The 26,004-nt window shown below is 47.5% G+C and carries 27 protein-coding genes; 7 read left to right on the top strand and 20 right to left on the bottom strand.

All coding sequences use genetic code 11. The annotated features are described in order from the left end of the window. Positions 1 to 60 precede the first annotated feature (60 nt). Positions 61 to 972, bottom strand: a complete 912-nt coding sequence (locus NO559_RS09580) for a hypothetical protein (RefSeq protein WP_258331603.1) — start codon at positions 970 to 972, stop codon at positions 61 to 63. A gap of 191 nt (positions 973 to 1,163) precedes the next feature. After that, entirely contained in the window at positions 1,164 to 4,049 is a 2,886-nt protein-coding gene (locus NO559_RS09575; protein ID WP_258331602.1) for a pyridoxal phosphate-dependent class III aminotransferase, read from the bottom strand. A 649-nt stretch (positions 4,050 to 4,698) separates the two neighbouring features. On the opposite strand from NO559_RS09575, the gene NO559_RS09570 reads away from it, so the two are divergent. Further along, positions 4,699 to 4,896 carry a hypothetical protein gene (locus tag NO559_RS09570; protein WP_258331601.1) on the top strand — a complete coding sequence of 66 codons (198 nt, stop codon included), beginning with the start codon at positions 4,699 to 4,701 and terminating at the stop codon, positions 4,894 to 4,896. A gap of 227 nt (positions 4,897 to 5,123) precedes the next feature. Further along, a complete protein-coding gene (locus tag NO559_RS09565; protein WP_258331600.1) occupies positions 5,124 to 5,372 on the top strand; it encodes a hypothetical protein in 249 nt (82 codons plus the stop codon). A gap of 37 nt (positions 5,373 to 5,409) precedes the next feature. Here NO559_RS09565 and NO559_RS09560 read toward each other — a convergent pair whose 3' ends face one another. After that, entirely contained in the window at positions 5,410 to 5,652 is a 243-nt protein-coding gene (locus tag NO559_RS09560; protein ID WP_258331599.1) for a hypothetical protein, read from the bottom strand. A 168-nt stretch (positions 5,653 to 5,820) separates the two neighbouring features. Continuing rightward, the gene (gene ggt, locus NO559_RS09555; RefSeq protein ID WP_258331598.1) at positions 5,821 to 7,518 is read right to left on the bottom strand and encodes a gamma-glutamyltransferase; all 1,698 of its coding nucleotides are present in this window, start codon (positions 7,516 to 7,518) and stop codon (positions 5,821 to 5,823) included. 182 nt (positions 7,519 to 7,700) lie between these two features. On the opposite strand from ggt, the gene yrfG reads away from it, so the two are divergent. The 4 genes from yrfG (at position 7,701) to NO559_RS09535 (ending at position 11,568) form a co-directional block, all read left to right on the top strand. Beyond that, positions 7,701 to 8,384 (top strand): GMP/IMP nucleotidase, encoded by a 684-nt coding sequence (yrfG, locus tag NO559_RS09550; protein WP_258331597.1) that lies wholly within the window; start codon positions 7,701 to 7,703, stop codon positions 8,382 to 8,384. After that, positions 8,377 to 8,787, top strand: a complete 411-nt coding sequence (gene hslR / locus NO559_RS09545) for a ribosome-associated heat shock protein Hsp15 (RefSeq protein ID WP_258331596.1) — start codon at positions 8,377 to 8,379, stop codon at positions 8,785 to 8,787. Before yrfG ends, hslR begins: the two co-directional genes overlap by 8 nt. A gap of 86 nt (positions 8,788 to 8,873) precedes the next feature. Beyond that, complete coding sequence (gene hslO, locus NO559_RS09540) at positions 8,874 to 9,728, top strand: Hsp33 family molecular chaperone HslO (protein WP_258331595.1); 855 nt, start codon at positions 8,874 to 8,876, stop codon at positions 9,726 to 9,728. Between the two features lie 292 nt (positions 9,729 to 10,020). After that, positions 10,021 to 11,568, top strand: coding sequence for a phosphoenolpyruvate carboxykinase (locus tag NO559_RS09535; RefSeq protein WP_258331594.1), 1,548 nt, complete (start codon positions 10,021 to 10,023; stop codon positions 11,566 to 11,568). 78 nt (positions 11,569 to 11,646) lie between these two features. Here the strand turns inward: NO559_RS09535 and NO559_RS09530 are convergent, their stop codons facing one another. The 11 genes from NO559_RS09530 to NO559_RS09480 all read right to left on the bottom strand — a co-directional run bounded on the left by NO559_RS09530 (position 11,647) and on the right by NO559_RS09480 (position 20,684). Beyond that, on the bottom strand, positions 11,647 to 12,423 hold the full coding sequence (locus NO559_RS09530) for an ABC transporter substrate-binding protein (RefSeq protein ID WP_258331593.1): 777 nt from the start codon (positions 12,421 to 12,423) through the stop codon (positions 11,647 to 11,649). 135 nt (positions 12,424 to 12,558) lie between these two features. Then, the gene (locus NO559_RS09525; protein ID WP_258331592.1) at positions 12,559 to 13,275 is read right to left on the bottom strand and encodes a hypothetical protein; all 717 of its coding nucleotides are present in this window, start codon (positions 13,273 to 13,275) and stop codon (positions 12,559 to 12,561) included. Continuing rightward, the gene (locus NO559_RS09520) at positions 13,268 to 14,047 is read right to left on the bottom strand and encodes an FTR1 family protein (protein WP_258331591.1); all 780 of its coding nucleotides are present in this window, start codon (positions 14,045 to 14,047) and stop codon (positions 13,268 to 13,270) included. Before NO559_RS09520 ends, NO559_RS09525 begins: the two co-directional genes overlap by 8 nt. 26 nt (positions 14,048 to 14,073) lie before the next feature. Continuing rightward, entirely contained in the window at positions 14,074 to 14,403 is a 330-nt protein-coding gene (locus NO559_RS09515) for a cupredoxin domain-containing protein (protein WP_258331590.1), read from the bottom strand. Further along, complete coding sequence (locus tag NO559_RS09510) at positions 14,404 to 15,726, bottom strand: ATP-binding protein (protein WP_258331589.1); 1,323 nt, start codon at positions 15,724 to 15,726, stop codon at positions 14,404 to 14,406. Continuing rightward, entirely contained in the window at positions 15,723 to 16,382 is a 660-nt protein-coding gene (locus tag NO559_RS09505; protein WP_258331588.1) for a response regulator, read from the bottom strand. Before NO559_RS09505 ends, NO559_RS09510 begins: the two co-directional genes overlap by 4 nt. 57 nt (positions 16,383 to 16,439) lie before the next feature. Next, positions 16,440 to 17,231, bottom strand: a complete 792-nt coding sequence (locus tag NO559_RS09500; RefSeq protein ID WP_258331587.1) for an SDR family oxidoreductase — start codon at positions 17,229 to 17,231, stop codon at positions 16,440 to 16,442. 15 nt (positions 17,232 to 17,246) lie between these two features. Next, a complete protein-coding gene (locus tag NO559_RS09495) occupies positions 17,247 to 17,918 on the bottom strand; it encodes a TenA family transcriptional regulator (RefSeq protein WP_258331586.1) in 672 nt (223 codons plus the stop codon). Further along, positions 17,915 to 19,411, bottom strand: a complete 1,497-nt coding sequence (locus NO559_RS09490) for an AMP-binding protein (RefSeq protein WP_258331585.1) — start codon at positions 19,409 to 19,411, stop codon at positions 17,915 to 17,917. The genes NO559_RS09495 and NO559_RS09490 overlap by 4 nt, the downstream gene beginning before the upstream one ends. Further along, complete coding sequence (locus NO559_RS09485; RefSeq protein WP_258331584.1) at positions 19,386 to 20,159, bottom strand: thermostable hemolysin; 774 nt, start codon at positions 20,157 to 20,159, stop codon at positions 19,386 to 19,388. Before NO559_RS09485 ends, NO559_RS09490 begins: the two co-directional genes overlap by 26 nt. Positions 20,160 to 20,282: 123 nt before the next feature. Then, positions 20,283 to 20,684: an MAPEG family protein gene (locus tag NO559_RS09480; RefSeq protein WP_258331583.1), complete on the bottom strand. Its 402-nt coding sequence runs from the start codon at positions 20,682 to 20,684 to the stop codon at positions 20,283 to 20,285. Between the two features lie 93 nt (positions 20,685 to 20,777). On the opposite strand from NO559_RS09480, the gene NO559_RS09475 reads away from it, so the two are divergent. Next, positions 20,778 to 21,353: a TetR/AcrR family transcriptional regulator gene (locus NO559_RS09475; RefSeq protein ID WP_258331582.1), complete on the top strand. Its 576-nt coding sequence runs from the start codon at positions 20,778 to 20,780 to the stop codon at positions 21,351 to 21,353. A gap of 16 nt (positions 21,354 to 21,369) precedes the next feature. Here NO559_RS09475 and NO559_RS09470 read toward each other — a convergent pair whose 3' ends face one another. The 5 genes from NO559_RS09470 to NO559_RS09450 form a co-directional block, all read right to left on the bottom strand. Beyond that, the gene (locus NO559_RS09470) at positions 21,370 to 21,975 is read right to left on the bottom strand and encodes a cation transporter (protein ID WP_258331581.1); all 606 of its coding nucleotides are present in this window, start codon (positions 21,973 to 21,975) and stop codon (positions 21,370 to 21,372) included. Between the two features lie 37 nt (positions 21,976 to 22,012). Further along, a complete protein-coding gene (locus NO559_RS09465) occupies positions 22,013 to 22,885 on the bottom strand; it encodes a choline/ethanolamine kinase family protein (RefSeq protein WP_258331580.1) in 873 nt (290 codons plus the stop codon). Next, positions 22,867 to 23,493 (bottom strand): nicotinamide riboside transporter PnuC, encoded by a 627-nt coding sequence (gene pnuC / locus NO559_RS09460; protein WP_258331579.1) that lies wholly within the window; start codon positions 23,491 to 23,493, stop codon positions 22,867 to 22,869. Before pnuC ends, NO559_RS09465 begins: the two co-directional genes overlap by 19 nt. Beyond that, complete coding sequence (locus tag NO559_RS09455; RefSeq protein WP_258331578.1) at positions 23,493 to 23,741, bottom strand: hypothetical protein; 249 nt, start codon at positions 23,739 to 23,741, stop codon at positions 23,493 to 23,495. The genes pnuC and NO559_RS09455 overlap by 1 nt, the downstream gene beginning before the upstream one ends. A gap of 180 nt (positions 23,742 to 23,921) precedes the next feature. Then, a complete protein-coding gene (locus NO559_RS09450) occupies positions 23,922 to 25,985 on the bottom strand; it encodes a TonB-dependent receptor (RefSeq protein ID WP_258331577.1) in 2,064 nt (687 codons plus the stop codon). Positions 25,986 to 26,004: the final 19 nt, after the last annotated feature.

Below are 26,004 nucleotides of genomic sequence, written 5' to 3'. Positions count from 1 at the left end.
AAAAGCCCGCCTAGTAAGCGGGCTTTTGCACAAGGGCAACCACCCCACGCTGAAATAAACTTAGTACTCTTGCTGATAACCCAATAATTTTAAATAGGTAAGATGGGAGTGCTGCAAGCCCACTTCCTCCAACCAGCTATCGTTTAGTGATGGCGTACCTTGCAGCGCCCTGCCCTCGCCTTCGTGCACATGCTCATAGCCATGCTCAAACTCCCATAATATGCCCTTCACTATTTCTAAAGGCGCATCAATTAACAGCGGAATCGCAGGGCCAGGGTTAAACGAAGCCTGTACCGCATTAATGCCCGCCACCGACCAAAACTTAGGGATATTATCCAGCGTGTTATAAGTGCGGGCAAAGTACATGCCGGCAAACTGATTATTCATATAACGGGCAAAGGGAATATTACCTATGGTGGGCGCGGCAAAGGTGTAGGGCAAGACCCAATGCGAAGTTTGTTTTTGCAAGTGCAAGGCCAAGCCAGTGGCTAGCGCTGCGCCCAAACTGTGACCGTTAACCATCAACATATTGGGCATTAGAGTGCTGAGATAATTGATTAAGCTAAGCGACGTTTGTGTATCTCGCATAGCAGTTAGCTCCAATAACCCCGCTGCCGAACCCGCTGCGATTTTGACATTAGCAGGCACGGCATCATTGGCATAGGGCCAAGGCACTTGGTGAAACACCCGTATATTAAGATCCAACCAGTCCACCCAAAAAGCCTCGGTGGCGGGGTCTATCACCGAACCGCGTATGGCCACAAAATTCGCTGGCGAACCCACCGGGTTGGCCACATACATTTGCGTGCCCGCCCCTTGGCCAAACCAACTGAGCTCAAAGCCTTCGGGGCCTAATAAGGTGACGTTTTTTAACTGGCTTTCTATATCTGCGCGGCTGGTTTCATAGGCTATGGACGCTAACAGCATATTTAGCTGCAGCATGAGATCATCATTGAGCGTGAGAGTATTCATCATTCATCCTTAAATTTTTAGAATTAATCCATTACAGCAAAGCTGTACCCTCAAACAGCCTAGCCGCAATGAGTGATAGCACAAGAATTACGCGCAAAAAAAAATGATGGCACAGGGCCATCATTTTTTTAGTTTTATCACAGCGTTTTAATAAGCGCTGCAGTAATAAGCTTAGCTTAATTTAACTTAGCTCAGCCCAGCAAGCTCAATGCTAGGTTATCAATTTTCACCAGCAGAGCTTCAAAATCAGCGGTGGTTAAGCATGGATTGAGTATGGTGAGTTTTAGTGCCGACTTATCATCAACACGGGTTTCACCTAATACTGCCACGCCTTTTACCAGGGCCTCCAATCTTAACTTGCGGTTAAGCTCATCCAAGTCACCGGTGCCGCGTACACAGCGGAACAATACCGTTGATAGCGCGGGTTTAGCCAATAACTCAAAGCCTTCGGTGTTAGCCACCAACTCGGCTACTTGCTGCGTTTGCGCTAGCAAATGATCATACATTTCACCTAAGGCTTGCGGGCCAACATTTTGCATAGTCATAAACACTTTTAAGGCATCAAAGCGTTTGGTGGTCGCAATAGATTTATCGACCAAGTTGGGCAAATTGTCGTGCTCGCGATTTAGGTAATCGGCATGGTGCAACAGGTATTTAAACTTAGCTTTATCTTTTAACAATAGCGCACCGCAGCTAATGGTTTGATAAAACAGTTTGTGAAAATCTACGCTAATAGAATCAGCGCGCTCTATACCTGCCAAGCGGTTTTTATGGCTGCTTAACATCAGGGCACCGCCGTAGGCGCCATCCACGTGCAACCATAGCGATTCTTGCTGGGCGATATCGGCCATGACACTTAGGTTATCAATGGCACCATGGTCAGTAGTACCCGCCGTGCCTATAAGCGCAAAGGGGATTAAGCCTTGAGCGCGCAAGTCGGCAATAGTCTCAGCCAGCAGCTCCGTTTTCATAGTGCCGTCGCTGTTAGTTGCTATGCCACAAACCGCAGCTTCACCTAAGCCTAATAACGATGCCGATTTTTGTACTGTAAAGTGTGACTTTTTAGAGCACACAATACGCAGCTTAGCGGCGTACTCTGGCAGGCCCAATTGCTGCACACTGTGCTGGCTGATTTTATCGGCCATCCAATCGCGCGCTAGCATAATACCCATTAAATTACTTTGGGTGCCGCCGCTGGTAAAAATGCCATCGGCCTCGTCGCCCAAGTTGTAAGTATCACAAGTCCAATCAATTACCTTTTGCTCTACATAGGTTGCCGAGGAAGATTGATCCCAGGAGTCCATAGACTGGTTAAGCGCAGCTATCATTGCCTCTGCCGCAATCGCGGGCATTAAAGGCGGTGTATGCAAATGCGCTATGCAATCGGGGTGCTGCACAAAAATAGAGTTTTTCACCACTAAATCGGCGGTCTCATCTATTACTTGCGGCAAGTTTGCGTTGCTTTTGTTTAGGTCTACTTGCTGTATGGCCTGCTCTAATAAAGTGGGCTGCATGCCTGAATAAGGGGCGTCCACTTGCTCAAACACTTTTTTAATCGCCTGAGTGGTGTGGTTCATCACCTTGGCAAACTCATCACTGCCCTGCGGGCCGGTGTGCATAAAATGCTTGCGCCAAGCTTGCTGCGGGCCAGCGTCTGCACGCAGGCCGCCGCCAGCTGCCAAAATAGCTTCTTCGATAACCTTTAGGGCAAAGTCGATTTGCTCGTAGCTAATAATTAGCGGCGACAAGAAGCGGATGACCGAACCATCGCGGCCACCTTTTTCTACTATCAAGCCACGCTCTAAAGCAGCGCGCTGTATGGCTAAGGTTAATTTAGGTGCAGACATAGGCTCGCCAAATTTATTGCACTCGCCACTGGGCTGTACAATTTCCATGCCCAGCATTAAGCCTTTACCGCGTACTTCTGCCACACAGTTAACCCGGCTTTGAATTTTTTCTAAGCCTTGACGCAAGTACAAACCGGCATCGCGTGCGTGTTCTACCAAGTTGTCGCGCATAATAATTTCTAGCGCTTTAGCACCAGAAACCATAGCCAATTGGTTGCCGCGGAAAGTACCTGTGTGCTCACCTGCCTTCCAAGTATCTATGGATTTATTAAAGGCCAAGATAGACATGGGCAGGCCACCACCTATGGCTTTTGATAAGCATAAAATATCGGGCATGATGCCAGACTCTTCAAAAGCAAAACGGTAACCCGACTTGGCCACGCCGCATTGGATCTCATCAAAAATTAACAGTATGCCGTGCTCGCTGGTAATTCTGCGTAACTCGCGCAGCCAAAAGGCGGGCGCAGGGATAACACCGCCCTCACCTTGCACAGGCTCAACGATAATAGCGGCGGGCTTCATAATGCCGGCCTCGTCATCGTTAAGCAGGCGCTCTATGTAACGTATACCTTGGCGGGCACCCTCATCACCACCGGCACCAAAGGGGCAGCGTAAGCTATAGGGGAAGGGCATAAAGTGCACGTCCGACATTAAACCGGTGCGGCGGGCTTTGGTATTTAAGTTACCCATCATACCCATAGTGCCATTGGTCATGCCGTGGTAAGCACCACGGAAGGCAAACATGGTATTGCGGCCGGTGGTTTGTTTGGCCAGCTTAATGGCTGCCTCTACGGCATCGGCACCCGATGGGCCACAAAACTGTATGGCACAGGTTTTGGCAAACTCAGCAGGTAAAAACTTTTTCACTTGGTGAATAAAAAGTCTTTTCGCCTCGGTAGTAATATCTAGGGTTTGGTAGGGCAGGCCTGAGTCCAGCTGCTCTTTTAAAGCCTGATTAATTTCTGGGTGGTTATAACCCAAGGCCAAGGTGCCAGCACCGGCCAGGCAATCCAAAAATATTTGGCCACGGGTATCTTCCACTAAAGCACCATAGGCGCGTTTAATGGCTATAGGTAGGCGACGCGGGTAAGAGCGCACTTCGGATTCATGCTCAGCTTGATCCAATAATATCTGGTCAGGCGTCAAATCATACACACCATCCAAGTGCGGGATTTGAGTTGAGATAGCAGTAGCGATATGAGATTCGCCAAACTCAAGCGTAGTAGTCATTTTAATACCCTAAATAGTAGGCATGGCGTATGCCCTACACATCAACATATGCGTAGCGTATACAGATCAATAAACCCGCATGGGCAAGCTATGCCAAAACGGAATTCAAAACGGTTTAACAGTTAAGGAAATTTATGATCGGATGATCAGAACTGTGCTCAAGGCTCAGTAATAATGCTGCAATTAGGAAGAGCGAAGCGGATGCGTAAGTTTAATGTGTTCAATGTTGGGGCCCATATGTATGCCGACTTTACGGCTAAAGTATCCCGTCTACTAACTAAGGGGTTAGCTAGTACCTACAATGTGTGCCAGCACAACTTTTGGCTGCCTGGTACATCACTTTCAGAATCGTTCAAGGAACGAACAAGTACTGAAATCGGGCGGCAAAATACTTAAATTATTAGGCTTTGGCAAGCCTTTTTAAAACTATTTTTAATGCCTAGGCTGCAGCGCTTTGACTAAGCCCAAAAACCTTACTGCTTACCAGCCCTATTAGCTGCCGTGGACCCCGCCAGCCATCTCATCAACGCAACTATTGCAGCTGTTGCCAGCCCCAACAAATGTGACTCAGATCTCATCGCTTAGCTGAACCATGTTTTATGATGAAGCTTAGCCATCCCCAATAATATGCTCTAAGCGCCCCAGCATTATGCCTCCTAGCAACAGCGATATTTTTGTCGATAGACGTAAAAGCCAACAACCCCATAGCCAGCCTTGCCGCAGAGGGGGCTCTACGGCTATGGACTCACGGCCCTGGTGGTTAAAGACCACTTATGTTAACCCGCCTACGCCCAATAAATCGGCAGCCCTCGGCGACAAGCCCAAACAACCTGATGATAAACACTGATTATTTTTGTTAACTATTTACACTTTCTGCCAGCTAATAGATTGATATAACTTTAACTACATTTATTAAGCACTTAATTTAGTTAGTTTTTTGCCTCTCCCCCACAATAACACTGCAAAATTCCCTACCTCTCGGGGCTACGTTGGCTGCACATTTCTGCTAAACTTGCTGGCCTGGCTTTAGCAATAAAGCCCAAATAAAAACTCGTAATAATAATGGAGCTCAGTTTGAAAAATCTTACAGGTGACATGTTTGGCGATAGGCGCCTAGACAGTGACCGCCGCTGCCAAGATTTACCCATGCCAGCTGGTTTAGATAGGCGCACAGGAATGCGCCGCGAGAAAGGCTTTCAAAATAAGCCTTGGTGGTTGAATGTTGATTATGCTGAAGAGCTGGTTAGCCTTAAGGCTAGCGAAGTACTCACCCGTGAAAATATTCGGGTACGCAGCAACCATAAAAAAACCAGTAACGATTAGGGCCTACACCCCCTTCGGAAAAACGCCAGCCGCCGGCCTAGTTATCTAACTCTTTATAAAAGGCTTTGCGGCTGTGTATCATTTCTTTGTAGGTTTGCATCATAGAAAAGTCTACGGCGTCACCCGCCGCCTTGAGCCGCTCCATTTGCGCCTCTAGTTCTACCAGCTCTTCCAGTAACTGCGCTTTTACCAAACTCGTATTTTGTAGCCCCACGCCACCTAGGGTCTCATGCTTACATGCGGGTTTCCCTAGCTTCAGCGATCCAATTGCTTTGCCCATACCGTATACCTCGGCTTTTTGATTTTTTTAAAGAGGTATAACTCACTGTAGCCAAAGTCGGGGCTTAACACCCAATGCAGCCAAAAAATAAAGCCCGATTTTACAAAATAATCTAAGCAGCGTTTTTATTAAGCTTTAATCAAATAAAAACGCTGCGGAGTATTCAGGCTATTGCACCTTATTGCGCTCTTTTAAACGCGGCTCTGCCACGCTACTAAACTGGCCCTGGCTGTCGACGACTATGGCCTGGGTAGAGCCATAGGGCCATAGGGTTTTGGTGGCATGGCCCTTGGCCTCTAGGCCGCTGCGTATGGCTGGCGGCATGGTTTTTTCTACATAGAGATTATTAGGCTTCCACTGGTGATGTATACGCGGCATGGCTATGGCCTCATGTAGCGGCTCTTGCAGATCTAAATGATTAATTAAACCCTGCACCACCTGGGTGATAATAGTGGGGCCGCCAGCCGCGCCTATAGTCATCACTGGCTTGCCACCTTTTAAAACTATAGTCGGGCTCATGCTAGACAGCGGCCGCTTGCCGGGCTGTATGCTATTGGCCTCGGTGCCTACCAAACCATAAATATTGGGCACGCCGGGCTGCGCCGAAAAATCGTCCATCTGATTATTCATCACCACACCGGTGCCGGGGATAATCACCTTGCTGCCAAAATCGGTATTCACCGTGGTGGTGATTGCCACCCAGTTGCCCGCCTTATCGGCTGTGGCGATATGGGTAGTGTGCTTGCCAAATAAATCGTATTCAGCGCGCGGTGGTGTGCCGTGGCTAGCCACAGTTAATACCTTGTTCAGGCTTATGCTTTTAGCAAGGCCCTGAGCGTAGCTTGGGTCTATCAAACCTTTAGGTACTTTCACATAATCGGGGTCGCCCAGCCAATAAGCGCGGTCGGCAAAGGCCAGCTTCATGGCCTCGGCCACCACATGGTAGCGCTCGGTGGCGGGTAGCGCTGTTAAATCAAAGTGCTCTAAAATATTAAGAATTTGCGCTACATGCACTCCGCCAGAACTGGGAGGCGGAAATCCTACCACTGTATAGTCGCGGTACTGGCTTACTACCGGCTCGCGCAGCTTGAGTTGGTAATTTGCCATATCCTGCTCGGTAATCAAGCCGCCATTGGCCTTCATCCAAGCGGCGGTTTTTTTGGCAAAGTCGCCTTGGTAAAAATGCGCTGCCCCTTCTTTAGCGATAGCGCGGTAAGTCGCGGCCAAATCTTTTTGCACCAGCTTATGACCCACCGGCCAAGCCTGACCATTGGCGTCTAGCAAGACTTTAGCCGAAGCTGGAAACTGGCTGATTTTCTGCTGCATGCCTTTTAAACGGCGGGCATAGATATTATCTATGGCAAAACCCTGCTCGGCGAGATCCGCTGCCGGCAACAGTGCGTCGGCATAGCTGAGTTTGCCGCCCTTTTTAAGCAGATATTCAAACACCGCTATAGAGCCGGGTACACCTATAGCCAAGGGGCCGGTTACACTTAGATCACCATCGACCTTGCCATTGCGTAAATACATATCGCGGTGCGCGGCAGCGGGGGCCATTTCACGGCCATCTATGGCCTCAACCCTGCCATCAGCCCAGTGCACCACCGCAAACAAGCCGCCCCCTATACCCGAGTTATGGCTATCAACCACCCCCAAAGTTAAAGCCGCGGCTACCGCAGCATCCACAGCGTTGCCGCCCTTGGCCAAGGCGTTAATGCCTGCCTGCGTGGCTAGGGCATTCACCGTGGCAACCGCGCCGTCACCCTGTTCAGTTAGCGCCGAGTATCCCCCGGCCTGCGCCAGCATGGCTGTCGATAGCGCAATCGCCGCTAAGACTGGTTTTAAGGTTTTGATCAACAAAGTCATTAGAACTCCTGTAGGGTGCTAGCTATGCCATAGCCCGTGAAATTACAACAGCGAAAGACTACCTGTTTTGCGGCGCGCATACAAAAACTACTGTTTTTCTTAACAATCTACAGCCGCACGGGGATAATAAGCCCTTTAGCGAGCCACTAGCGCAGCCCAAAAATCAGGCCCCCAATATTCACATGATTAACTGGCACACCATAGATACCGTTTTGCTAGACATGGACGGCACCCTGCTGGACCTGCACTACGATAACCACTTTTGGCTGGAGCACCTGCCCCGCCGCTATGCTGATAAACACCAGCGTCCGCTGGACGAAGTCAAAACCGAACTGCTGGCGCAAATCATGTCGCAAAAAGGCCACTTAAATTGGTATTGCTTAGAGTACTGGAGCCAGCGTTTAGATATGGACATCATCGCGTTAAAACACGAAATCAAACACATGATTGCCATACGCCCCCATGTGGAGGAGTTTTTACGTCAACTCAGGCACTCGCATCACCAAGTTATTTTAGTCACCAACGCCCACCGCGCTGGCCTAGAACTAAAGCTGGCACAAACAGGCTTAGAGCCCTGGTTTGATCAAGTCGTCGCCTCCCACGACTATCAAGCCCCCAAAGAGCAACAACAGTTTTGGCAACAGCTACAGCAACAGCACCCCTTTGACCCCGCCAAAACCCTATTTATAGATGACTCCCCCAGTGTGCTGAGCTCGGCCCAGCAATATGGCATTAAGCACTTACTTACTCTGCTGCAGCCCGATAGTCAGCAGGCAGCCAGAGCCAAAAGCGAGTTCCCCGGTATATTGCACTTTGACGAAATCATGCCCCTACCCACCAGTACAGTAACTACAAGCCATGAGTAAACAATCCAGCAACACCAGCAGCGGCAAAATCCGCCTAGACAAATGGCTGTGGGCCGCTCGCTTTTACAAAACCCGCAGCATCGCCAAACAAGCCATAGAGGGCGGCAAGGTGCACTACAATGGCCAACGCGCCAAAGTCAGCAAAGAGGTGGAAGTAGGCGCCATGATTAACCTGCGCCAGGGCTTGGACGAAAAAGAGGTAGAGGTTATAGCACTCTCGGACCAACGCCGCGGAGCCCCCGAAGCACAGCTGCTATACCAGGAAACCGAGCAAAGCATAGTAAAGCGCGAAGCCAGCGCCAGCCAGCGTAAAGCCTTCCACGGCCTGGGCCTACCCAGCGTACGCCCCACCAAAAAGCAACGCAGGCAGATACATAGGTTTAAAGAAGACGCTAGCAAATAGCCGCTAGTCTCTAGCTAGCGGCTATTGACTAGCAACTAGCGACGCCCCATATAATCACCAACAAAACCCCAACACAGAGCCCTCCCATGCCCGACCATATACAACGCTTTATCTTTGACGACGCCGATATACGCGGTGAGCTCATCCAACTAGAGCAAAGCTACCTAGCGGCGCTCAGCAAACACCAATACTCGGCGCCGGTGGCGCAGCTGTTAGGTGACTTTTTATGCGCCGCAGCGCTGCTGGCACAAACCATAAAATTTGACGGCACCCTGATACTGCAAGCCCGCAGCGAAGGTGAAATACCCCTGATTATGGCTGAGGCGACGTCCCAGGGGCATGTGCGTGGCATCGCCAGGGACGCGGACGAAGCGGTGAGTGAGGACTTCCAAACTCTATTAAAAAACGGCCAACTGAGCATTACCATAGATCCCGCACAAGGCAAGCGCTACCAAGGCATAGTGCCCCTAGATGGCAATGATTTAGGCGAATGCCTAGAACATTACTTTAGCCAGAGCGAGCAGCTATCCACCCGCATCATCTTAGCCAGTGACGGCCAGCAAGCGGCAGGCATGTTACTGCAAGAGCTGCCCCTTAGCGCCGAGCACGGTGCCCAGGACCGCGCCCAGCAGTGGGAGCATGTCACCCATCTAGCCAATACCCTAAGCCCGCAGGAACTGCTCACCTTAGACTTTCACACCCTACTACACCGGCTCTACCACCAAGAGCAGGTGCGGGTGTTTGACCCCAGTGCGCTAAAGTTTCAATGCAGCTGCTCACAACAGCGCACCGAAAAAGCGGTACAGGCACTGGGCCGCAAAGAGGCTGAAGCACTGATTGCCGAGGCTGGCGAGATAGCCATACACTGCGAGTTTTGCCACCATGATTACCGCTTTGGCAGCGCTGATCTGGCCCGTATTTTTGAAACGCCCCTACATTAAATAGCAATAGATATAAGCCGCAGCTCACAACAGGGTAAACCTCTTATCAACAGGGCTGTGGCGGGGTTTAAACCTGAAAAAAAACTCCAGGCAAAACAAGGTTTTTGTAGTAGTTTTACAGAATTAAAAAAGCGGTAAAATTACCGCTATTCTCTCGCCAACTTGCTGGCCTCACTGGGTGATTTTTGCCATAATTGCGCCCCCTTTGAAGGTCGGCCCAGCCTATGCCCAAAAAGCACAGCTGATAAATCCGACGACTAATGTAAATGGTATACAACCAGGAACTGAGAGCATGAGCACGACATACAGCAATTTGACCCACGCCCAATTCATTGAGGAAGCACTGAAACGCGGTGAGGGTACCTTAACTGACACTGGCGCTTTATCAATTACCACCGGCAAGCGTACCGGCCGTTCACCTGCCGACCGCTTTGTCGTTAAAGAACCTTCAACAGCTGACGCTATTGAATGGGGATCAGTAAACCGTCCTTTCGACGCTGACAAGTTCGATGCTCTATGGAACCGCGTAGAAGATTACCTCTCTCAAAAAGATCGCTTTGTTTCTCAGTTGCACGTCGCTGCTCACGACGAGCACTACCTACCCGTTGTAGTAAACACCGAAACAGCCTGGCAAGGTTTGTTCGGCCATAATATGTTTGTTCGCCCCGCCGAAGGCAAGTACAACCCTAAAGGCAAAGAAGAGTGGACTATTTTAAACGTTGCCAGCTTTGAATGTGACCCAGAGCGCGACGGCACCAACTCTGAAGGTACAGTTATCCTAAACTTTGCTCAGCGCAAAGTATTACTAGCGGGCATGCGCTACGCCGGTGAAATGAAAAAAGCTATGTTCTCTGTGCAAAACTTCTTATTGCCAGAGAAAGACGTTATGCCTATGCACTGTTCAGCTAACGTAGACGAAAATGGCCAAACCACTTTATTCTTCGGCCTTTCAGGCACAGGTAAAACCACCCTTTCTGCCGATCCCGCTTGCTACCTCATTGGTGATGACGAGCACGGTTGGGCCAAAGGCGGTGTATTTAATATTGAAGGCGGCTGCTACGCAAAAACCATCAACCTAAGCCAAAAGAACGAGCCCATTATTTGGGATGCGATTCGCTTTGGCGCCATCGTTGAAAACGTAGTACTTGACGACAAAGGCCACGCCGATTACGACGACGTTTCACTATCAGAAAACGGCCGCTGCTCTTACCCATTAGAGCACGTAGAAAAGCGCGTGATCGAAAACGCTGCTGGCGAGCCGAAAACGGTTATCTTCTTAACCTGTGATGTTTCTGGTGTTATCCCACCTATCTCTATCCTGTCTAAAGAAGCTGCCGCATTCCACTTTTTAAGTGGTTACACTGCTCGTGTAGGCTCAACTGAAATGGGCGCAGAAGCGGGTATACACCCAGCCTTCTCAGCTTGTTTTGGCGCACCGTTTATGCCTCGCCCTGCTGGCGACTACGCTGAGCTGTTAATGAAGCGCATCGAAGACTTCGGCTCGCGCGTTTACCTGATCAACACTGGCTGGACTGGCGGTTCAGGTGGCGAAGGTGGCCAAGGCTCACGCTTCCCCATCCCTGTTACTCGCGCAGTAGTTGCAGCCGCGCAAAACGGCTCACTAGCCGATTGTGAAACTGAAACTTTAGAAACGCTAAACCTAACTATCCCTAAAGCGATAGCAGGCGTAGACGCTAAATACATCAACCCACGCGAAGCCTGGGAAGATAAAGCCGCCTACGACGAGCAAGCAGCCAAACTAGCCAACTTGTTCCAAGAGAACATCAAGAAGTTTGATATTGCGCAAGCGATAGTTGATGCCGGCCCTAAAGCCTCTTAAGCATTAACGCTTAGCGAAAAAGCCGTTACCTTTACCGGGTAACGGCTTTTTTTATGCGCTTAGTTTTAGAACCAAGCCTTAAAATGACGACTGTGATCGCCACTGGTAGGGCTGGCTGGGCTTATATTCAAAAGGCAGGTAACGCTTGCCCATCAAAGCTTCTATGCTGCCATCTTTGTGCATAGCCTGTAGCGCCTCAGAAATTTTATTAACAAACCACCGGCCCTCTGGCGTATTCCTCGCGGTCATGGTGTCGTAACCCACGTGCAGAGCAAAACTCGCCTCGTAGTTTAACTGTTTAAGATGGGGCAACCAGTCGGGTAAAAAACCGATAATGACATCTAAGTCGTGAGCAACAAATTGCTTCATTTGGGTAAGCTCGCTGGATACATAAATAATATCTATCCCCTGTGCTATTAACTCACTGTAATAAGCCTCATAGCCACTCACCCCACCGACTTTTTTACCTAGCAACTGCCTGTAACTAGTGATCACCGGCTCCCCCTTACGAGTAAACAGATGCAGTTTATAAGCCCCCATAGGGTAGCTGGTGATTATATTTTCCTGGCCTAGCTGGCTGATTAGCGCCTCGGTCATGCCGTAGATGGCTAGGGATTGTTTATTAACTACGGCCATTATCGCGTTTTTTAACGGCCCCACCTGCTCATTGATAGTAATCCCTGAGCGCCTGGCAGCCTCCCGTAAAATCAGCTGGTAGGCGCCATCGTTACGCTTATTGATAAGCCCGCCAATAAAAATACCTGCAGACACCGTAACCGGCTGCGCGGGGGGCAGTGGCTGCGCCGACAGCGACAGCCATGGCAACAACAAAATGAGAAAACATAAACGCTGCATAAAAAAAGTAAACCTGCGGTATAAAGACTAGGGGGAGTATAGAACAAATTTATACTTCATCACTTAATCTATTTACTGCAATGCAGCATCGCAATGCAAACAAGGCTAATTAGCCAGCTCAGCAAATGAAATTAACTAAAACTCATACTCCAATAACAATCTGAACGTGGTATCTGGGGTTTCATTGTCCAAGCCAAAAATTAGCCCTGCCTCCCAGTTAAGCCGCTGCTTCTGCCAGCGCAGCTGCCCCATGCAAACTGGCCCTAGGGCCTTGCTGTCCTGGCTCATATAAAGCTCTAGGGCTGGTTCAATAGCTGCGCTATAGCGGTAGCGCGCTTGTAGGTTTAGTTTACTTTCAAGCTCATCATCAATGTCATCGCCCCACTCCGAAACAATAAAAGCGTTGAGCGTAGCGCTCCAGCGCCCCCATTCTTTTTCAACGATTAAAGCAGTTGCAAACTCCCATATATCTTCATTTTTTTGTTTTTCTAACTCAAATAACAAAGCGTAGTCAGCGCTGTACTCGCCCTGTTCAGTGAGCTGCCGTTTTAACTCTAGCTCATAGGCCTCTAAATCTAAGTTATCCCCAGCTAGTTTTTCAGCCACTAAATACACTTCCGCAAACCACTGTTCGTTCAGCGATTGTCCATAGGCCAATAGGTATTGCTGCACACTACTAGCCTCTCCCTCGGGCTCAGCGCTAATAAAACGCAACTCTATTTCTTGTTCTAAAGGCTGCACATAAGGGTGATAAACCTTATCTACCCCCAAACCATCCGCCAAAGCCTGATGCTTTACACAACTTACCAATAAGGTAAAAGCTAGGCACGCATAAAACCACAAGCTATTCATAACTGCTGCGCCTACTATCCGCCAACATAGTAATCATTAGCACAGCGGCAATGCCGATGAGATACGCCAGGATTTGCAAGCCGCTAGGAGTGGCCTCATAGCCAATTAATGAATATAAAATATGGCCGCTGATGGAGTGCTCAGCAATCCAAGAGGAAGTATCCCAAAGCGGCTGCGCAGCCGGTAGCCAATCAGCTTGGATTAATTGTACGCAAGCCTGCGACAACATATTGCCGCTAAAAATTGCCAGCAATACTCGGTACAGCTGCAGTTTATAACTCAGTGATATATTGACCAGGCCATAATACAACAACACGCCAACGCTAATGCCTATACCAAATCCTAGACCACTACCTATCATCACCGCTAAGTACGCCTCATGGCTGGCAGAAAAACCTTTTAAGTATAAAAGTATCTCGGCACCTTCTCGGCAAATAGAAAACACCACTGCCGCCGCACAGCACATCATTAGATTTTTATGCTTAACATTATCCGCCCCGCTATAAACCTGCCAGGCAAACAGCATAAGTAACACTGCAATCATGGCCTGTAAAAAAGCATTTACGACTTCTTGGCCCACATAATTAAACCACTCCGATATGTCCGCCATGGTAGCGGCATAAAGATACGCACTGGCAAAACCCAATAAAAAACTATACAACAGCCAACGCTTGGAATTTAACCATAGACCTGTCATTGCCAATAACATACTAATCAACAGGGCGGCTTCTAAGGTTTCTTCTAATATCAATGCGACCGAGTTAATCAGCATATGTTTGGCCTATTATTAAACGCATATTACTTAACCCGAATAACACCCTGGGCAGTTTTAGGATAAAACTCACCAAAAAAGGGGTAATCGCCCGCAGGCAAGGGGCCGATAAAAATGACGACTTTACGCCCGCCCTCTATGACTTTTTCACGGTTGAGTTCATAGCTCTCAAATTCTTCGGCACTGGCATCTTGGTTGTGAACCAACAGCTTTACTTTAGTATTAGCGGGTATTTCAAAGTCTGAAGGAAAAAACAAGTGGTCTTTAATAACTAGCTTAAAAACAGGAACCTCTGCATAAACAGTCGCTATAAACGAAAACAGAAACAAAGAAAAAGCCATCAACTTAACTTGCATTCAAACCTCGCCCTGACTATCAACATCAGAAAAATAAACACAAAAAGCAGTGCCTGAAGCCATGCTGGAGTCCGTTAGTTCTATGCGCGCACTATGTGATTCGGCAATATTTTTAACTATAGCCAAACCCAAACCACAACCCAGCTCGCCGGAGCTATGACTATCGCCCCCCACCCTGTAAAAACGTTCAAACACCCTAGTGCGCATAGGCTCACTTATGCCAGCACCTGAGTCCTCTATACACAGCTGTATCGTACTCGCCTGCCGCTTAACGCTAACATTAATAAAGCCATGCTCAGGGGTATATTTATGGGCATTGCTTAGCACGTTTTGCAACAGGGTTTTTATTGCAAATTCATCACCCCGTATATGGGCAGCCTCACCCACATAGGACAGTTGCTGCTGCTTTTTATCAAGTCGCTCACTTTCATCGGCCAATACCTGCTGTACCAGCGAATCTAAGTTTAGTCGTTTCATCCTAGCGTTATATTGGTCGGGGGATATGCGGTGTAAATTCAAAATCTGATCCACTATATGGGCCAAGCGCTCAACCGTAACATTGATATTAACTAATTCTTGCTGATGCCTAGGTAGCAGCTCAGCTATATTATATAACTGCACTTTTAAGGTGCTAATAGGCGTACGCAGCTCATGCGCGGCATCAGAGGAAAACTGCCGCTCACGCAACAAAGCGGTTTTCAAACGCCCCAGTAAGCCATTTAAAGAATTAACAATTTGCACCAACTCTTTACGTGAACCTTGAAAGCGCAGGCTGCTTAAATCATCTGGCTGCTTATCCGCCAATTCGGCGGCCAGTTCTCGCAATGGGCTCAAACCTTTAGACACGATTAGCCATATTAATAAGGCTAATACCGGCAAACTAATCACCACAGGCATAATCGACTGTAAAATAACATTTTCGGCGAGTATAAATCGCAAGTCACTGCGCTCTGCGGCCATCACCCAAATATTTTTTTCAGCTTGATAATAGGCCACCGTGCGCCAGCGATAGCCATTAAAATTATTGTAATTAAAGCCCTGCTCCCGCGCCTGTATAGCCGTATCAGGGGCATTGGTAGAAGCAGCCAATAGCTGTTGGCCGCGCCATACTTGAAAGGTAAAATTATTATCAACCGTTACTGCCGCCAAAGCCTGCTGGCTTTGTATACCACCCATTAGTTTTGCGGTATCCAGTAATTGCTTATCAAATAATTTATCGGCTGCAACCATACTGGACTGATAACCGCGTAAGGCTGCCACAAAGCTAAACAGCATGACCAAGGCTAAAATAATGCTGACTAAAAAAACGCGTATAGACCTCACGGCAGATTAACCTTGTAGCCCACGCCGCGCACAGTTTTAATAAAATCAGCCCCCAGTTTTTTGCGCAAGTGATGTATGTGCACCTCCAGCGCATTACTGCTCACCTCTTCACCCCAGCTATATAACCGGGCCTCTAAAGTGTCGCGTGTTTGTATGCGGCCCGCATTTTCCATAAGGCTTTTAAGCAGCATGTATTCGCGCCTGGACAACTCTATATCTGCGGACTGAAAGCTAACGGTGTTTTTTTGTATGTCCAAGCTAACATCACCAATGGTGATTTCCGAGCTTTTATGGGTAGCCAAGCGGCGCTCCAATACCCTGAGCCTGGCAAATAATTCGGCAACGTCAAAAGGCTTAGCCAAATAATCATCTGCGCCACAATCTAATCCATAAATTTTATCATCTAGCTCATTTCTGGCAGTGAGTATTAACACTGGCAAATCGGCCTTTTTTTTTCGCAGGCGCTTTAGCACAGCAATACCATCCATATCGGGCAGCCCTAGATCTAGTATGACTATATCGGGCGGCTCGGTATTGACCACATGTAAAGCCGCTTCACCAGTGCTGACGGCATTGACTGCATGCCCCTGCTTAGCCAGTGCCTGCTGTAAACCTTTAGCCAGCAAATGATCATCTTCAACCAGCAGTAATTGCATACCAACCCTTTTATAAACTTATCATTTACCGTAGTTTAGCGGCCTTATCATACACCGCTACCCTGTATTTTCGTTGGCATAGCGAAAAATAATAGGCAGTTTTTTGACCAGTGCTTTATGTACCAGATTAGGGCATAGCGCATTTAAGCGCACAAATATTTTTTCTGGCCAGCCCATAAATTGTTGGCCATTATTGGCCTTTAATGACGCTATTAGCATCTTAGCGACCTGCTCAGGGCTATCGCTGCGATTACCTAGCGCCTCATTTAATTGCTTGACTGCATGAGTATTTAAAGCTGTGCGTGTTGCTCTAGGCGAAAAATACAATACCTGCACTCCGCTACCGGCCAGCTCACGCCGCAAAGCTTCGCTAAAACCTCTTAAGCCAAACTTGCTAGCACAATACACTGCAAAACCTGGGTGGCCTATGCTGCCAAAGGTGGATCCTATATTGACTATAGCTGCACTGCTTTTTTGAGTGAGCAAGGGCAGCAATAATTGGCATAGCATCATAGGCGAAAGTAGATTGGTATTTATCATCTGCTCTATCTTGACGCTCTCTTGCTGAGCCAACAACTGAAAGTCCATCACCCCTGCGGCATTAATATAGATATCTATAGCCTGCTGCTGACATTGCGTAACAATCTGCTGCCTACCTGCAGCGCTGTTAATATCTGCTAGTAGCAAAATATGCCTATGACTTAAGCCAGCGCTCAGCTGGCGCAGGGCTTGCTCACTGCGCCCTACTAATAATAAATGAGCATTAAGCTGATCCAATTGCTTTGCTATGGCAGCACCTATTCCGCCTGTGGCTCCCACTAACAAAATGGTTTTATTGTGTACTTCCATACCTTACTCCAAAACTCAGGCTGCCAAGGCTATGCCATGCTGCGCGGTGAGGGTACGGAAAATATCGCCGTATAATTGATAAAATACTTTTGCCGAATTAACAATCTCTGCCTGTTCTTGCGGGCAGGTAATTTGATCCATCAGGCCTTGAAAAAACTTAACATGCTCTATATCCAAGCCACCATGTGAGTAAAGATAGCTAAAAGCCGTTTTAGGCAGAGATAAGCCGTTGCGTATTGCATCAGCGGCATTATCGGCAGTACTGATACTGGTGCCTTCCAGCACATGCACCATACCAAAAAATCCCAATGGGTTAAGCCGTTGGATTTTGTCATAGGCGTAACTCACCATTAACTCGGTTGCGAGACTGGGACGGCTATTTCTTGCAGCTTCTTTATCGTAACCACAGGCCGCAATATCATTGAGTATCCACTCTTGGTGGCCTAACTCCTCTTCTATATATTCGGCCACCGCATTGCGCAGCCACTCTTTACTTTCCGGTAAACGTGCGCCCACTGCCATTAATAAGGGTACGGTATGTTTTACATGGTGGTAGGCCTGGGTTAAAAAGGCTACGTACTCATCTAGACTCATTTCACCCGCTAAGGCCTTTAAAATCATAGGTGCTTGCAACAGTTGCTGGCGCTCACGCTGGGTTTGCAACTGCAAAGATTCAAAAAAACTCATAGGACTGATTCCTCTACGACAGACGGATATAAAGATGCGATAAGCTCAGCATAATATTGACCGATCGCATCACGCTTGGGCCGGCCATTAGCCGTCATTAAATTTGGAGTATGCCTAAGCGGCTGGGGTAACAGCCGCCAATCTCGTAACCGAGCATAATCTGGCAACTGCTTATTCAGCCTATCAATATACTGCTGAATAAGCGCAGTAGAGATTGTTGATAAGCGCGGCGATATTAATGCCACACAGTAAGGCTGGGCATCACCAAAAACCACGCACTCGTCTATGTCTGGGTTAGCTAATAATTCGCTCTCTAACCATTCGGGGCTAATATTGCGGCCATAACTGGATATCAGTAAATTTTTTTTACGCCCTTTAATTTGTAAGTACCCTTGCGTATCTATAGAAGCTAAATCACCCGTAGCAATTTTTTGGGGGTACCAACTCGCTGGCTCATTGGCATAGCCCAGCATGCAATTGCCCGTCACCACCAACTCATCCTGTTCTATATTCAGCTGCAGCTGCGCTAAGGGTTGGCCTACTGTAGTTGGCTGATGTTGCTGAGGCGTATTTAAGCTGACTACCGAGGCACACTCTGACAAGCCATAACCCTCATAAACGGGTATATCCAAGGCTATTGCTTTATCTAATAACTGCTGCGCCATCTTGGCACCGCCCACCGCTACAAACTTTAACGAGCCAGGCGGCTGCCAATCGCTTTCAGCCGCCAGTAATAAGCACTGCAATAACTGTGGTGTAACAATCAAGCTATGCACTTGATGCTTAGTAATGAGGCTGCATAAGCTCTTAATATTAATAGCGCAGCTGCCGGTAAAGCCCAAGTCTTGCAAACTGGGCACTATCAGCTCGCCGCCCGCCAATAAAGTGGTATATACCCCTGCCACATTTTCTAACAACGTACTTAGCGGCAATACACATAAATGCCTGTGCTGACCAAGGCCAGTGCGTTGATTAAGTGCTTTGGCTTGTTGAATTAATTGATCATGACTTAAGCATACACCCTTAGGTCTACCGGTAGAGCCTGAGGTAAACGTGACCTTGCCGGTATTTTTGGGGTAGCGTTGCGAGTTTGGCTGCTTATGATTTTTGTCTAAAGTGATTATAGACAAAGCCCCATAGGCTTGCGGCTGACTGGTAGCTGGCAGAGCTAAGCTTGATAGCAACGTCATAAAAAAATCTTTACGCTCACAAACTATCGCATCGATATTATTGCTCTGCACAATATGGCTAAGCTGCTGCTGCGAAAAAAATGTAGGCAGTGGAATAATACAAATACCTGCCAGCTGGCAGGCCAAATCCAGCAAGACCCAATCTATGCTGTTATCGCAACACAGCGCCAGCACTTTAATATTATGCGCCTGTAATTTGGCAGCATAAACTTGACACTGGTCGCGTATCTGCTGGTTATTAAGCGAGTGGGTTGCGCTGCGAAGCGACGCATTAGCATCAAGCTGCGTCAGTATAGTTTGCATTTTTTACACCTACGCCAGCCTGCTGATTAAGCAATTCGTCTGCACATAGCCTTGCCGCACATTGCTGTATAGCTATTTGATAACCCTGAAAGTAATTTGCTAATAGCTCATTACCCTGTATAGCCGCTAAAGCCTGGCCTATATTGACGGCTGCAATATTGGGCTGTCCCGCGTAGTAACTACCCCAATCAGCACTATTACTCACAAGTTTTTCTGGCTGGGCAGCCCCAACTATATGTAAATCAAAACTACAGCGCGCCATAATGGTTTGCACCTGTTTAGTCGCTGTAAAAACTACCCACTGCAAAGGGCTATGGCTTAACACTAGGGTGAGGTATAAAAAAATAAGCTGGCTAGATCCTCTATGCGTGGCCGCCAAATTACCAATTTCGGCAACACTGTTGCGGCTAACAGTTACAGACAACAACTCGGCTAACTGCCGCTCTATAGGCTTAGCTAAATACTGCTCTAAAAACAACGTATGGCTAGCCGCCACACGTATACCCACTACTGCACTTAGCTGCCTCTCACAGCGCAGACTTAGCAACTGCGGCATAAACTCGCTAATATACGCGCCGTATACCGCCCTAAACTGCTGCTCGATATAGGTCTCTACCGCTAGCCGATCGTCAGATCCCTGTACCAGTAAATCCAGCTCAGGCCGCAGCTTTAACAAACGCTGCAATACCGCCGCTTGGCGGGAGCGTTTCAAGCAGTAGGGGTACTGCAGGGTAACATCAGTATTCATAGCCCAAATCCCATAATGGTATGACTTGGGCATAGAATAGGGTGTGAACCTTAAGGTAATCTTAATACGTAGAATATTTTTATCCCTACCAGCCCCCTATTTATTAACAATCTTGGGAAAGCATTAAGCAATAGTGACCATAAGATTAATCCACAGCGCCAGCACACAAAGCAAACCAGCCCCGAAAGCATACATTCTATAGCTCACATTGTTGCAGCCGAGATGTATATATGCCTGTATAGCCCTGCACAACACAAACAGCCATGCTACCGCTATAGCCAAAGTACTCACTAGGCCAAGTGCCACATATAAACAGCAAACCACGTAGAAAAGCATGGGGACTTCAAACATATTGTTTAAACAGCGTGTACTTTTAATAACGGTATCGGGTGGCTCGTAACCCTGCATTAGCTGATAGTAACGTCGATCGACCTGCCCCAAACGCACACTGCGCTTTCTAGCTCTTACAGCAACAAACCCTATAACTGTAGTTAACATAACAACGGCAAACATGGCATTAATCATTAGCTCAAATCCTTTTATTAATTATCACTAAGCGTTGATACTAGCGACTTTCAGTATATGATAAAGGTCATATTTAATTATTTTGAGCCTGCCATGCCCTACTCACCCCAACACAAGCAGCAGTCACGCCAGAAAATACTTGCTAGTGCTTACCGGCTGTTTACGCTTAATGGATATGAACGTATTACCATTAATCAAATAATGGCAGACTGCCAGCTCACTCGCGGAGGGTTTTACGCACATTTTTCTAGCAAGAGTGAGCTCTATACCGAAGCTTTAAAATTTGGCACTACTGCTAGCCCATTAGTGCTAGGCAACCTCAAATCATTGAGCACCCAGCACTGGCTCACTGAACTATTTGATGGCTATCTGAGCATTGAACATATACGGGGTATTAAACCCTGCCCTTTAGCTTTTTTATCTGCTGATATTACAACTAGAGATAGAGCAGCGAAAGCTGCTTATAAAAATGCATTTTTAGGAATGAATAAAAGACTGCTTGCACTAGTCAAACAGGTGATGCCATTTACCACAGAGCAAATGTTTGCCCTAAGCAGCATGATGATAGGCACGGTTGCCATTGCCAAAACCATCAACGATGACAAAGTAGCCCTGCAGCTATTGCGTGCCACTAGAAAAACTATACGGTTAACTTTAAACGGCATATAACTAGCCTCTACCGCGCTTAACGCAATTCTCGCAAAGCGCCTTTAACCACCCGCCACGACGAGCTTAATAGCAGCACCGCCAACAGCGAGGCGATAATAATATCGGGATAACCCGATTCAAAAAACCACACCGCCGCTGCGGCAAGTAGCACGGACAGATTAGAGGCTATATCATTGCGTGAACACTCAAACACCGAACTCATATTAATATCTTCGTGGCGATGCCGCCAAAGCAAAAGCAGGCATAAGCCATTCGCCAGCAAGCCCGCAAGGCTAAATAAACCCATTACCTCATAAACTGGTACTACCGGGTTAAAGAGTTTGTAGATCACCTGCCCGATAACAAAACAAGCGGCAATAAAGATCAAAGCACCTTTGAATAAAGCCGCTTTTGCCTTGGCCTTAGCGCCCCGGCTAACCACATAGAGGCTAATCGCATAGGTAACAGCATCACCAAAATTATCTAAGCTATCCGAGAGTAAAGCGGTGGACTGGCCGTAAAACGCAGCAGCAACTATGGCAACAAACATTAGCGCGTTTATCCACAACACTTTAACCAAGGTGCCACGCTGCTGCGCCATTAAGCCTTCGGCTACGCAACTATTTTCGCAACATGATCCCATAACTACTCCTCACCGTATTTTGACTAGCCAATATAAACTAGCGCTGAAATTCCCCACCTTCTAGCCCCGTCGCTAATAACAAATCTTGCAGTAATTGCTGCACAAAGTTTTTGTTGAGGGGGCTTTGCATTAACCACCACAAGCACTCTAAATAGCGCACTTGCAGTTTAGCTTGTTGTAAAGCCAGCAAATCCACCGATTTTGTATAGCTGCCAAGAAACAACTGCTCGTTCTCGGCATTAAGCTGCTGGTTAATAATCACCGCCGCCAAATCGAAATAGGGATTACCCATGGCGGCATACTCCCAATCTATTAGACGCAAGCCCTGCTCGCCTAACAAAATATTTTCAACCACCAAATCATTATGGCAAAGTACTGGCGGCGCTAGCACTGGTAGTTGCTTAAAGTATTGCTGCAAGGGTGCTTTATACTGCAAATAAATAGCCGCAGCGGGAAGCTGTGCTATTGCCTGCCAATAATGCTGGGCTTTTTCACTAACAATTAATTGCGGCAGTTCAATATCGATGTGAATGCTGTGCAGCTGCTGTAAGCATTGTGCCAAGCGCTGTAATTTTTCTGCCCGGCTTAACGCACTGTGGTTAAATAATTCTGCGTCAAGGTAGCGGCTAATAGAATAGCTATGATCGGGCGCTAAATAAATAGTTTGCGGCGACAAGCCCTGCTGTGCCGCGATAGAGGCGATGCGATATTCTGCCTCACGGTTGATATTAAGCTGTTGGCTATGAGGTGAAAATAGGCGCAGCACATAGCATTCATCCGCCAGCTGCAACAAAAAAGATTGATTGGTTAAACCGCCCTCTAGCTGGCGTAATAACTGGGGCTTAGCACTGCTAGCCAAACCCCAGCTGGCGTAGTTTTGTAAGATAGTATTTATGCGGTTGCTGGGCACAGGCCTTGCTCATTGCGGTATAGTGCCCGCCATTGTACATAACCTATTACCACTATCACCACATAAACGGCCATTAATAATGCGGTGAGGTACAAACCTCTATCCACATATAAAAATGCCGCAATGCCGTCTATCACTATCCAGTACAGCCAGTTTTCCAGGACTTTTTTTGCCACCATATAAGTGGTTACTACTGCACCCCAAGTGGTGAATGAGTCTAGATAGGGCCAGGCTGCATCGGTGTTGTTTTGTAATAGCCACCCCGACATAAACGACAGCCAGATTGTACTGGCAATCACTGCGCTGTGGGTTTGCCAACTCCAACGGCTAATCGGCAGCTCTGCTTTACCGCTATTATCTTTGCGCTGCCATTGGTACCAGCCATAAACCGCCATAGCCATGTAATACACTTGCAGGGCTGAGTCCATCAGCAGGCTAACATCCCAAAACAGCACGGTATAAATTGCCGTACTGCCTAAGGCTGCATACCAGCAGCTGATTTTTTCTTTCATCGCCAGTAATAAATACGCTATGCCCAACAACACCGCGGCCAGCTCCCATAGTGACATGGCCTGCCAAGCGGCAACGATAGCTTCGCTAAACGCCATTACAGCGCCTCATAACCGGGGATAAATTTAGCGACAAACACCCCCATGCCATACTCTTCCCGGTGAGTTTTCATTTCTACTTTTAATATATCCATTACCCTGTCGTACTCCCCCATAATAATGGTGGCCGTAGGAAAGGTTTTAACCTCTACATCATCGTATTGGTTTAGCCGCGCGATAAAATTATCTATAGGGGGAATAAAATTTTCGTTGTTGGGGTATAGGCTGATTTCAGCGGTGAGTATCATATTCATTCCTTAATATAGTCATGCCGACCTGGGCCGGCATACAGATATGTGTAAAACTTAGTAAGCATAGACTCCGGCTTGCGCCGGAGTGACGAACAAGCAACTCGCAACCAATGCCGTGCTCAATCATGCCGGGCGTGACCCGGCATCCATAACTACAGTCTAACTGAGGCTAAAACTTTAAAACTTATAGCTTGCGCTGACGCCATAAATTCTAGGCTCGCCTAACTGAGTATAGGTTTCACTCTCATAGAAGTTTTGCGGGTTATTACCAAAACCACCAAAGCCCCTGACTGCATAATCTTCGTCTGTTAAGTTACGCCCCCATAATGACAGGCTCCAACTATCAATAGCATAGCTGACCTTAGCATTGATCAAGTCCTGCTTATCGGCTCGTGAATCATGGCTATCCGAGAAATAATATCCGTCCTTACCTTCGGCTTCTAAACGCACACTCCAAGCATCACTAATATCGTATTGCATAGCAACAGAGTATTGATAGTTAGGCGCATGGGCTTGGTCACGGCCAGACACCGATAAGGCGTCATCTTCTATTTTGGTTTCTAACCAGCCTAGCGCGGCAGCGACTTGCAACTGCTGTGTGACTTGATAAATTGCCTCAAGCTCTAAACCGTAATTTTTACCTTGGCCTGCATTAGCAATAAAATCTGTAAACGTTGTGCTGCCATCATTGCGAGGCGCAGAAAAAGAGGCTTTAACCTGCTGGTCTTTACGCTGGGTGTAAAATAACGCCAGCCGAGTTTGTAAGCGATTGTCTAACAACGAATGCTTGGCTCCCAGCTCATAAGCCCACTGGTACTCAGTTTCAAAGTCTCTATCTTTAGCTGTCAGAGTACCATCGGTGTTAACGCCGCCTGCCTTATAGCCTCGGGCTATGCTGGCATAAATCATGGCGTCATCGTTATAGGCGTAATCCAACACTAACCTGCCACCGTAAAGCGTTTCATCACTCTCTATATCTAAGGCGTTGGCGTCATCATATTGTGCCTGCCAATCTTCAACTCGCAGCCCTACTGTTAGCGTTAGCTTTTGGGTAAGCGCAGTTGCAGTTTCAGCAAAAATAGCCTGATTAGTGGTATCAAAATCGCTGGTAAAGTTGCTGCTTAAATAGGTGTATTCTCTTTCCAGTTCTTCGCTTTGGTCTCTTAAATAAAAGCCTAGTAACCACTCTGTGCTGTTATTAAATATTTTACCCGTTTCACCGGATAGTAATCGAAGCTCTACAGTGCCCGTTTCACGTTCACGCAAATAATTATCAAAAGAGGAGTATTCCCAACCATCACAAGGCGCACCGGCACACAGGCCTACATAGCTCCAATCCTCATCATAACCGTACTCTATATCGCTACTTGAATAACTAGCTATTATTTCGGATTTCAAAGCGCTGGAAATAACCCAATCAGCCTTAATCGCAAACGCATTAGTATCTTGTTTATCGTGACCAGGTTGGTCGGCAATACTGTTGCGAGAATTATCAAAGGTGAATGCATCGTAGCCATTATCTATATCGGCTTTAAACACACTCATATCAATGCTTAAATCGTCGCTGGCTATCCAGCGCAGCTTGGCCCTGGCTGTCAGCTCATCAAAATTATTGCTGTCTTCCTTATTTAAAAAGACGTTATCCATATAGCCATCGGACTCATGCTGCTGCACGGCTACGCGATACAATAACTCATCACTGATTGGGCCGCCTACAGCCGCACCCACTGAATAGCTATCATATTCCGCAACGGTAGCTTCTATATAGCCATTCAAGGTTTCACTGGGCGCCTGTGATTGGATAGCTATCATGCCGGCTAAGGCATTTGCGCCGTAGCGAGTACCTTGTGGCCCGCGTAAAATTTCTACCTGCTCAACATCAAACATAGTGCCCACAGTACCTATGCCAGTAAAATCCACATCATCAATAATGACACCTACTGATGGATTAATCGGCTCTATAAACTGTGAACGCTCACCTATACCTCGTATTTGAAAGTATCTGGCACGCGAGCTACCACTGGCAAAGTTAACGTTGGGAGCCATCGCCAGTAATTGCTCTAAATGCTGAGCATGGCGTTGCGCTATAAGCTCCGCAGAAAAAACACTGGCACTCACTGGTGCCTGCTGCAGATTGGCCTCACGAAAATCCGAGGTCACAACTACAGTTTCTATTTGCGTATTAGCAAATGCAGAAGCACTGATAGACAGCGCCAATAAAGATTTACAAAGAGTTTTCATAATTGGTCTCTAAAAAAGC

The sequence above is a fragment of the Dasania sp. GY-MA-18 genome (assembly GCF_024734385.1).
GTDB lineage: Bacteria > Pseudomonadota > Gammaproteobacteria > Pseudomonadales > Dasaniaceae > Dasania > Dasania phycosphaerae.
This window is presented reverse-complemented; position numbering and strand designations above follow the sequence as displayed.

Bases quoted from the DNA above. Each gene is read 5' to 3' on its own strand.
- NO559_RS09580 (WP_258331603.1), bottom strand. From the start codon at position 972: ATGAATACTCTCACGCTCAATGATGATCTCATGCTGCAGCTAAATATG.
- NO559_RS09575 (WP_258331602.1), bottom strand. From the start codon at position 4,049: ATGACTACTACGCTTGAGTTTGGCGAATCTCATATCGCTACTGCTATC.
- NO559_RS09570 (WP_258331601.1), top strand. From the start codon at position 4,699: ATGCCTCCTAGCAACAGCGATATTTTTGTCGATAGACGTAAAAGCCAA.
- NO559_RS09560 (WP_258331599.1), bottom strand. From the start codon at position 5,652: ATGGGCAAAGCAATTGGATCGCTGAAGCTAGGGAAACCCGCATGTAAG.
- ggt (WP_258331598.1), bottom strand. From the start codon at position 7,518: ATGACTTTGTTGATCAAAACCTTAAAACCAGTCTTAGCGGCGATTGCG.
- yrfG (WP_258331597.1), top strand. From the start codon at position 7,701: ATGATTAACTGGCACACCATAGATACCGTTTTGCTAGACATGGACGGC.
- hslR (WP_258331596.1), top strand. From the start codon at position 8,377: ATGAGTAAACAATCCAGCAACACCAGCAGCGGCAAAATCCGCCTAGAC.
- hslO (WP_258331595.1), top strand. From the start codon at position 8,874: ATGCCCGACCATATACAACGCTTTATCTTTGACGACGCCGATATACGC.
- NO559_RS09535 (WP_258331594.1), top strand. From the start codon at position 10,021: ATGAGCACGACATACAGCAATTTGACCCACGCCCAATTCATTGAGGAA.
- NO559_RS09530 (WP_258331593.1), bottom strand. From the start codon at position 12,423: ATGCAGCGTTTATGTTTTCTCATTTTGTTGTTGCCATGGCTGTCGCTG.
- NO559_RS09525 (WP_258331592.1), bottom strand. From the start codon at position 13,275: ATGAATAGCTTGTGGTTTTATGCGTGCCTAGCTTTTACCTTATTGGTA.
- NO559_RS09520 (WP_258331591.1), bottom strand. From the start codon at position 14,047: ATGCTGATTAACTCGGTCGCATTGATATTAGAAGAAACCTTAGAAGCC.
- NO559_RS09515 (WP_258331590.1), bottom strand. From the start codon at position 14,403: ATGCAAGTTAAGTTGATGGCTTTTTCTTTGTTTCTGTTTTCGTTTATA.
- NO559_RS09505 (WP_258331588.1), bottom strand. From the start codon at position 16,382: ATGCAATTACTGCTGGTTGAAGATGATCATTTGCTGGCTAAAGGTTTA.
- NO559_RS09500 (WP_258331587.1), bottom strand. From the start codon at position 17,231: ATGGAAGTACACAATAAAACCATTTTGTTAGTGGGAGCCACAGGCGGA.
- NO559_RS09495 (WP_258331586.1), bottom strand. From the start codon at position 17,918: ATGAGTTTTTTTGAATCTTTGCAGTTGCAAACCCAGCGTGAGCGCCAG.
- NO559_RS09490 (WP_258331585.1), bottom strand. From the start codon at position 19,411: ATGCAAACTATACTGACGCAGCTTGATGCTAATGCGTCGCTTCGCAGC.
- NO559_RS09485 (WP_258331584.1), bottom strand. From the start codon at position 20,159: ATGAATACTGATGTTACCCTGCAGTACCCCTACTGCTTGAAACGCTCC.
- NO559_RS09480 (WP_258331583.1), bottom strand. From the start codon at position 20,684: ATGATTAATGCCATGTTTGCCGTTGTTATGTTAACTACAGTTATAGGG.
- NO559_RS09475 (WP_258331582.1), top strand. From the start codon at position 20,778: ATGCCCTACTCACCCCAACACAAGCAGCAGTCACGCCAGAAAATACTT.
- NO559_RS09470 (WP_258331581.1), bottom strand. From the start codon at position 21,975: ATGGGATCATGTTGCGAAAATAGTTGCGTAGCCGAAGGCTTAATGGCG.
- pnuC (WP_258331579.1), bottom strand. From the start codon at position 23,493: ATGGCGTTTAGCGAAGCTATCGTTGCCGCTTGGCAGGCCATGTCACTA.
- NO559_RS09455 (WP_258331578.1), bottom strand. From the start codon at position 23,741: ATGATACTCACCGCTGAAATCAGCCTATACCCCAACAACGAAAATTTT.
- NO559_RS09450 (WP_258331577.1), bottom strand. From the start codon at position 25,985: ATGAAAACTCTTTGTAAATCTTTATTGGCGCTGTCTATCAGTGCTTCT.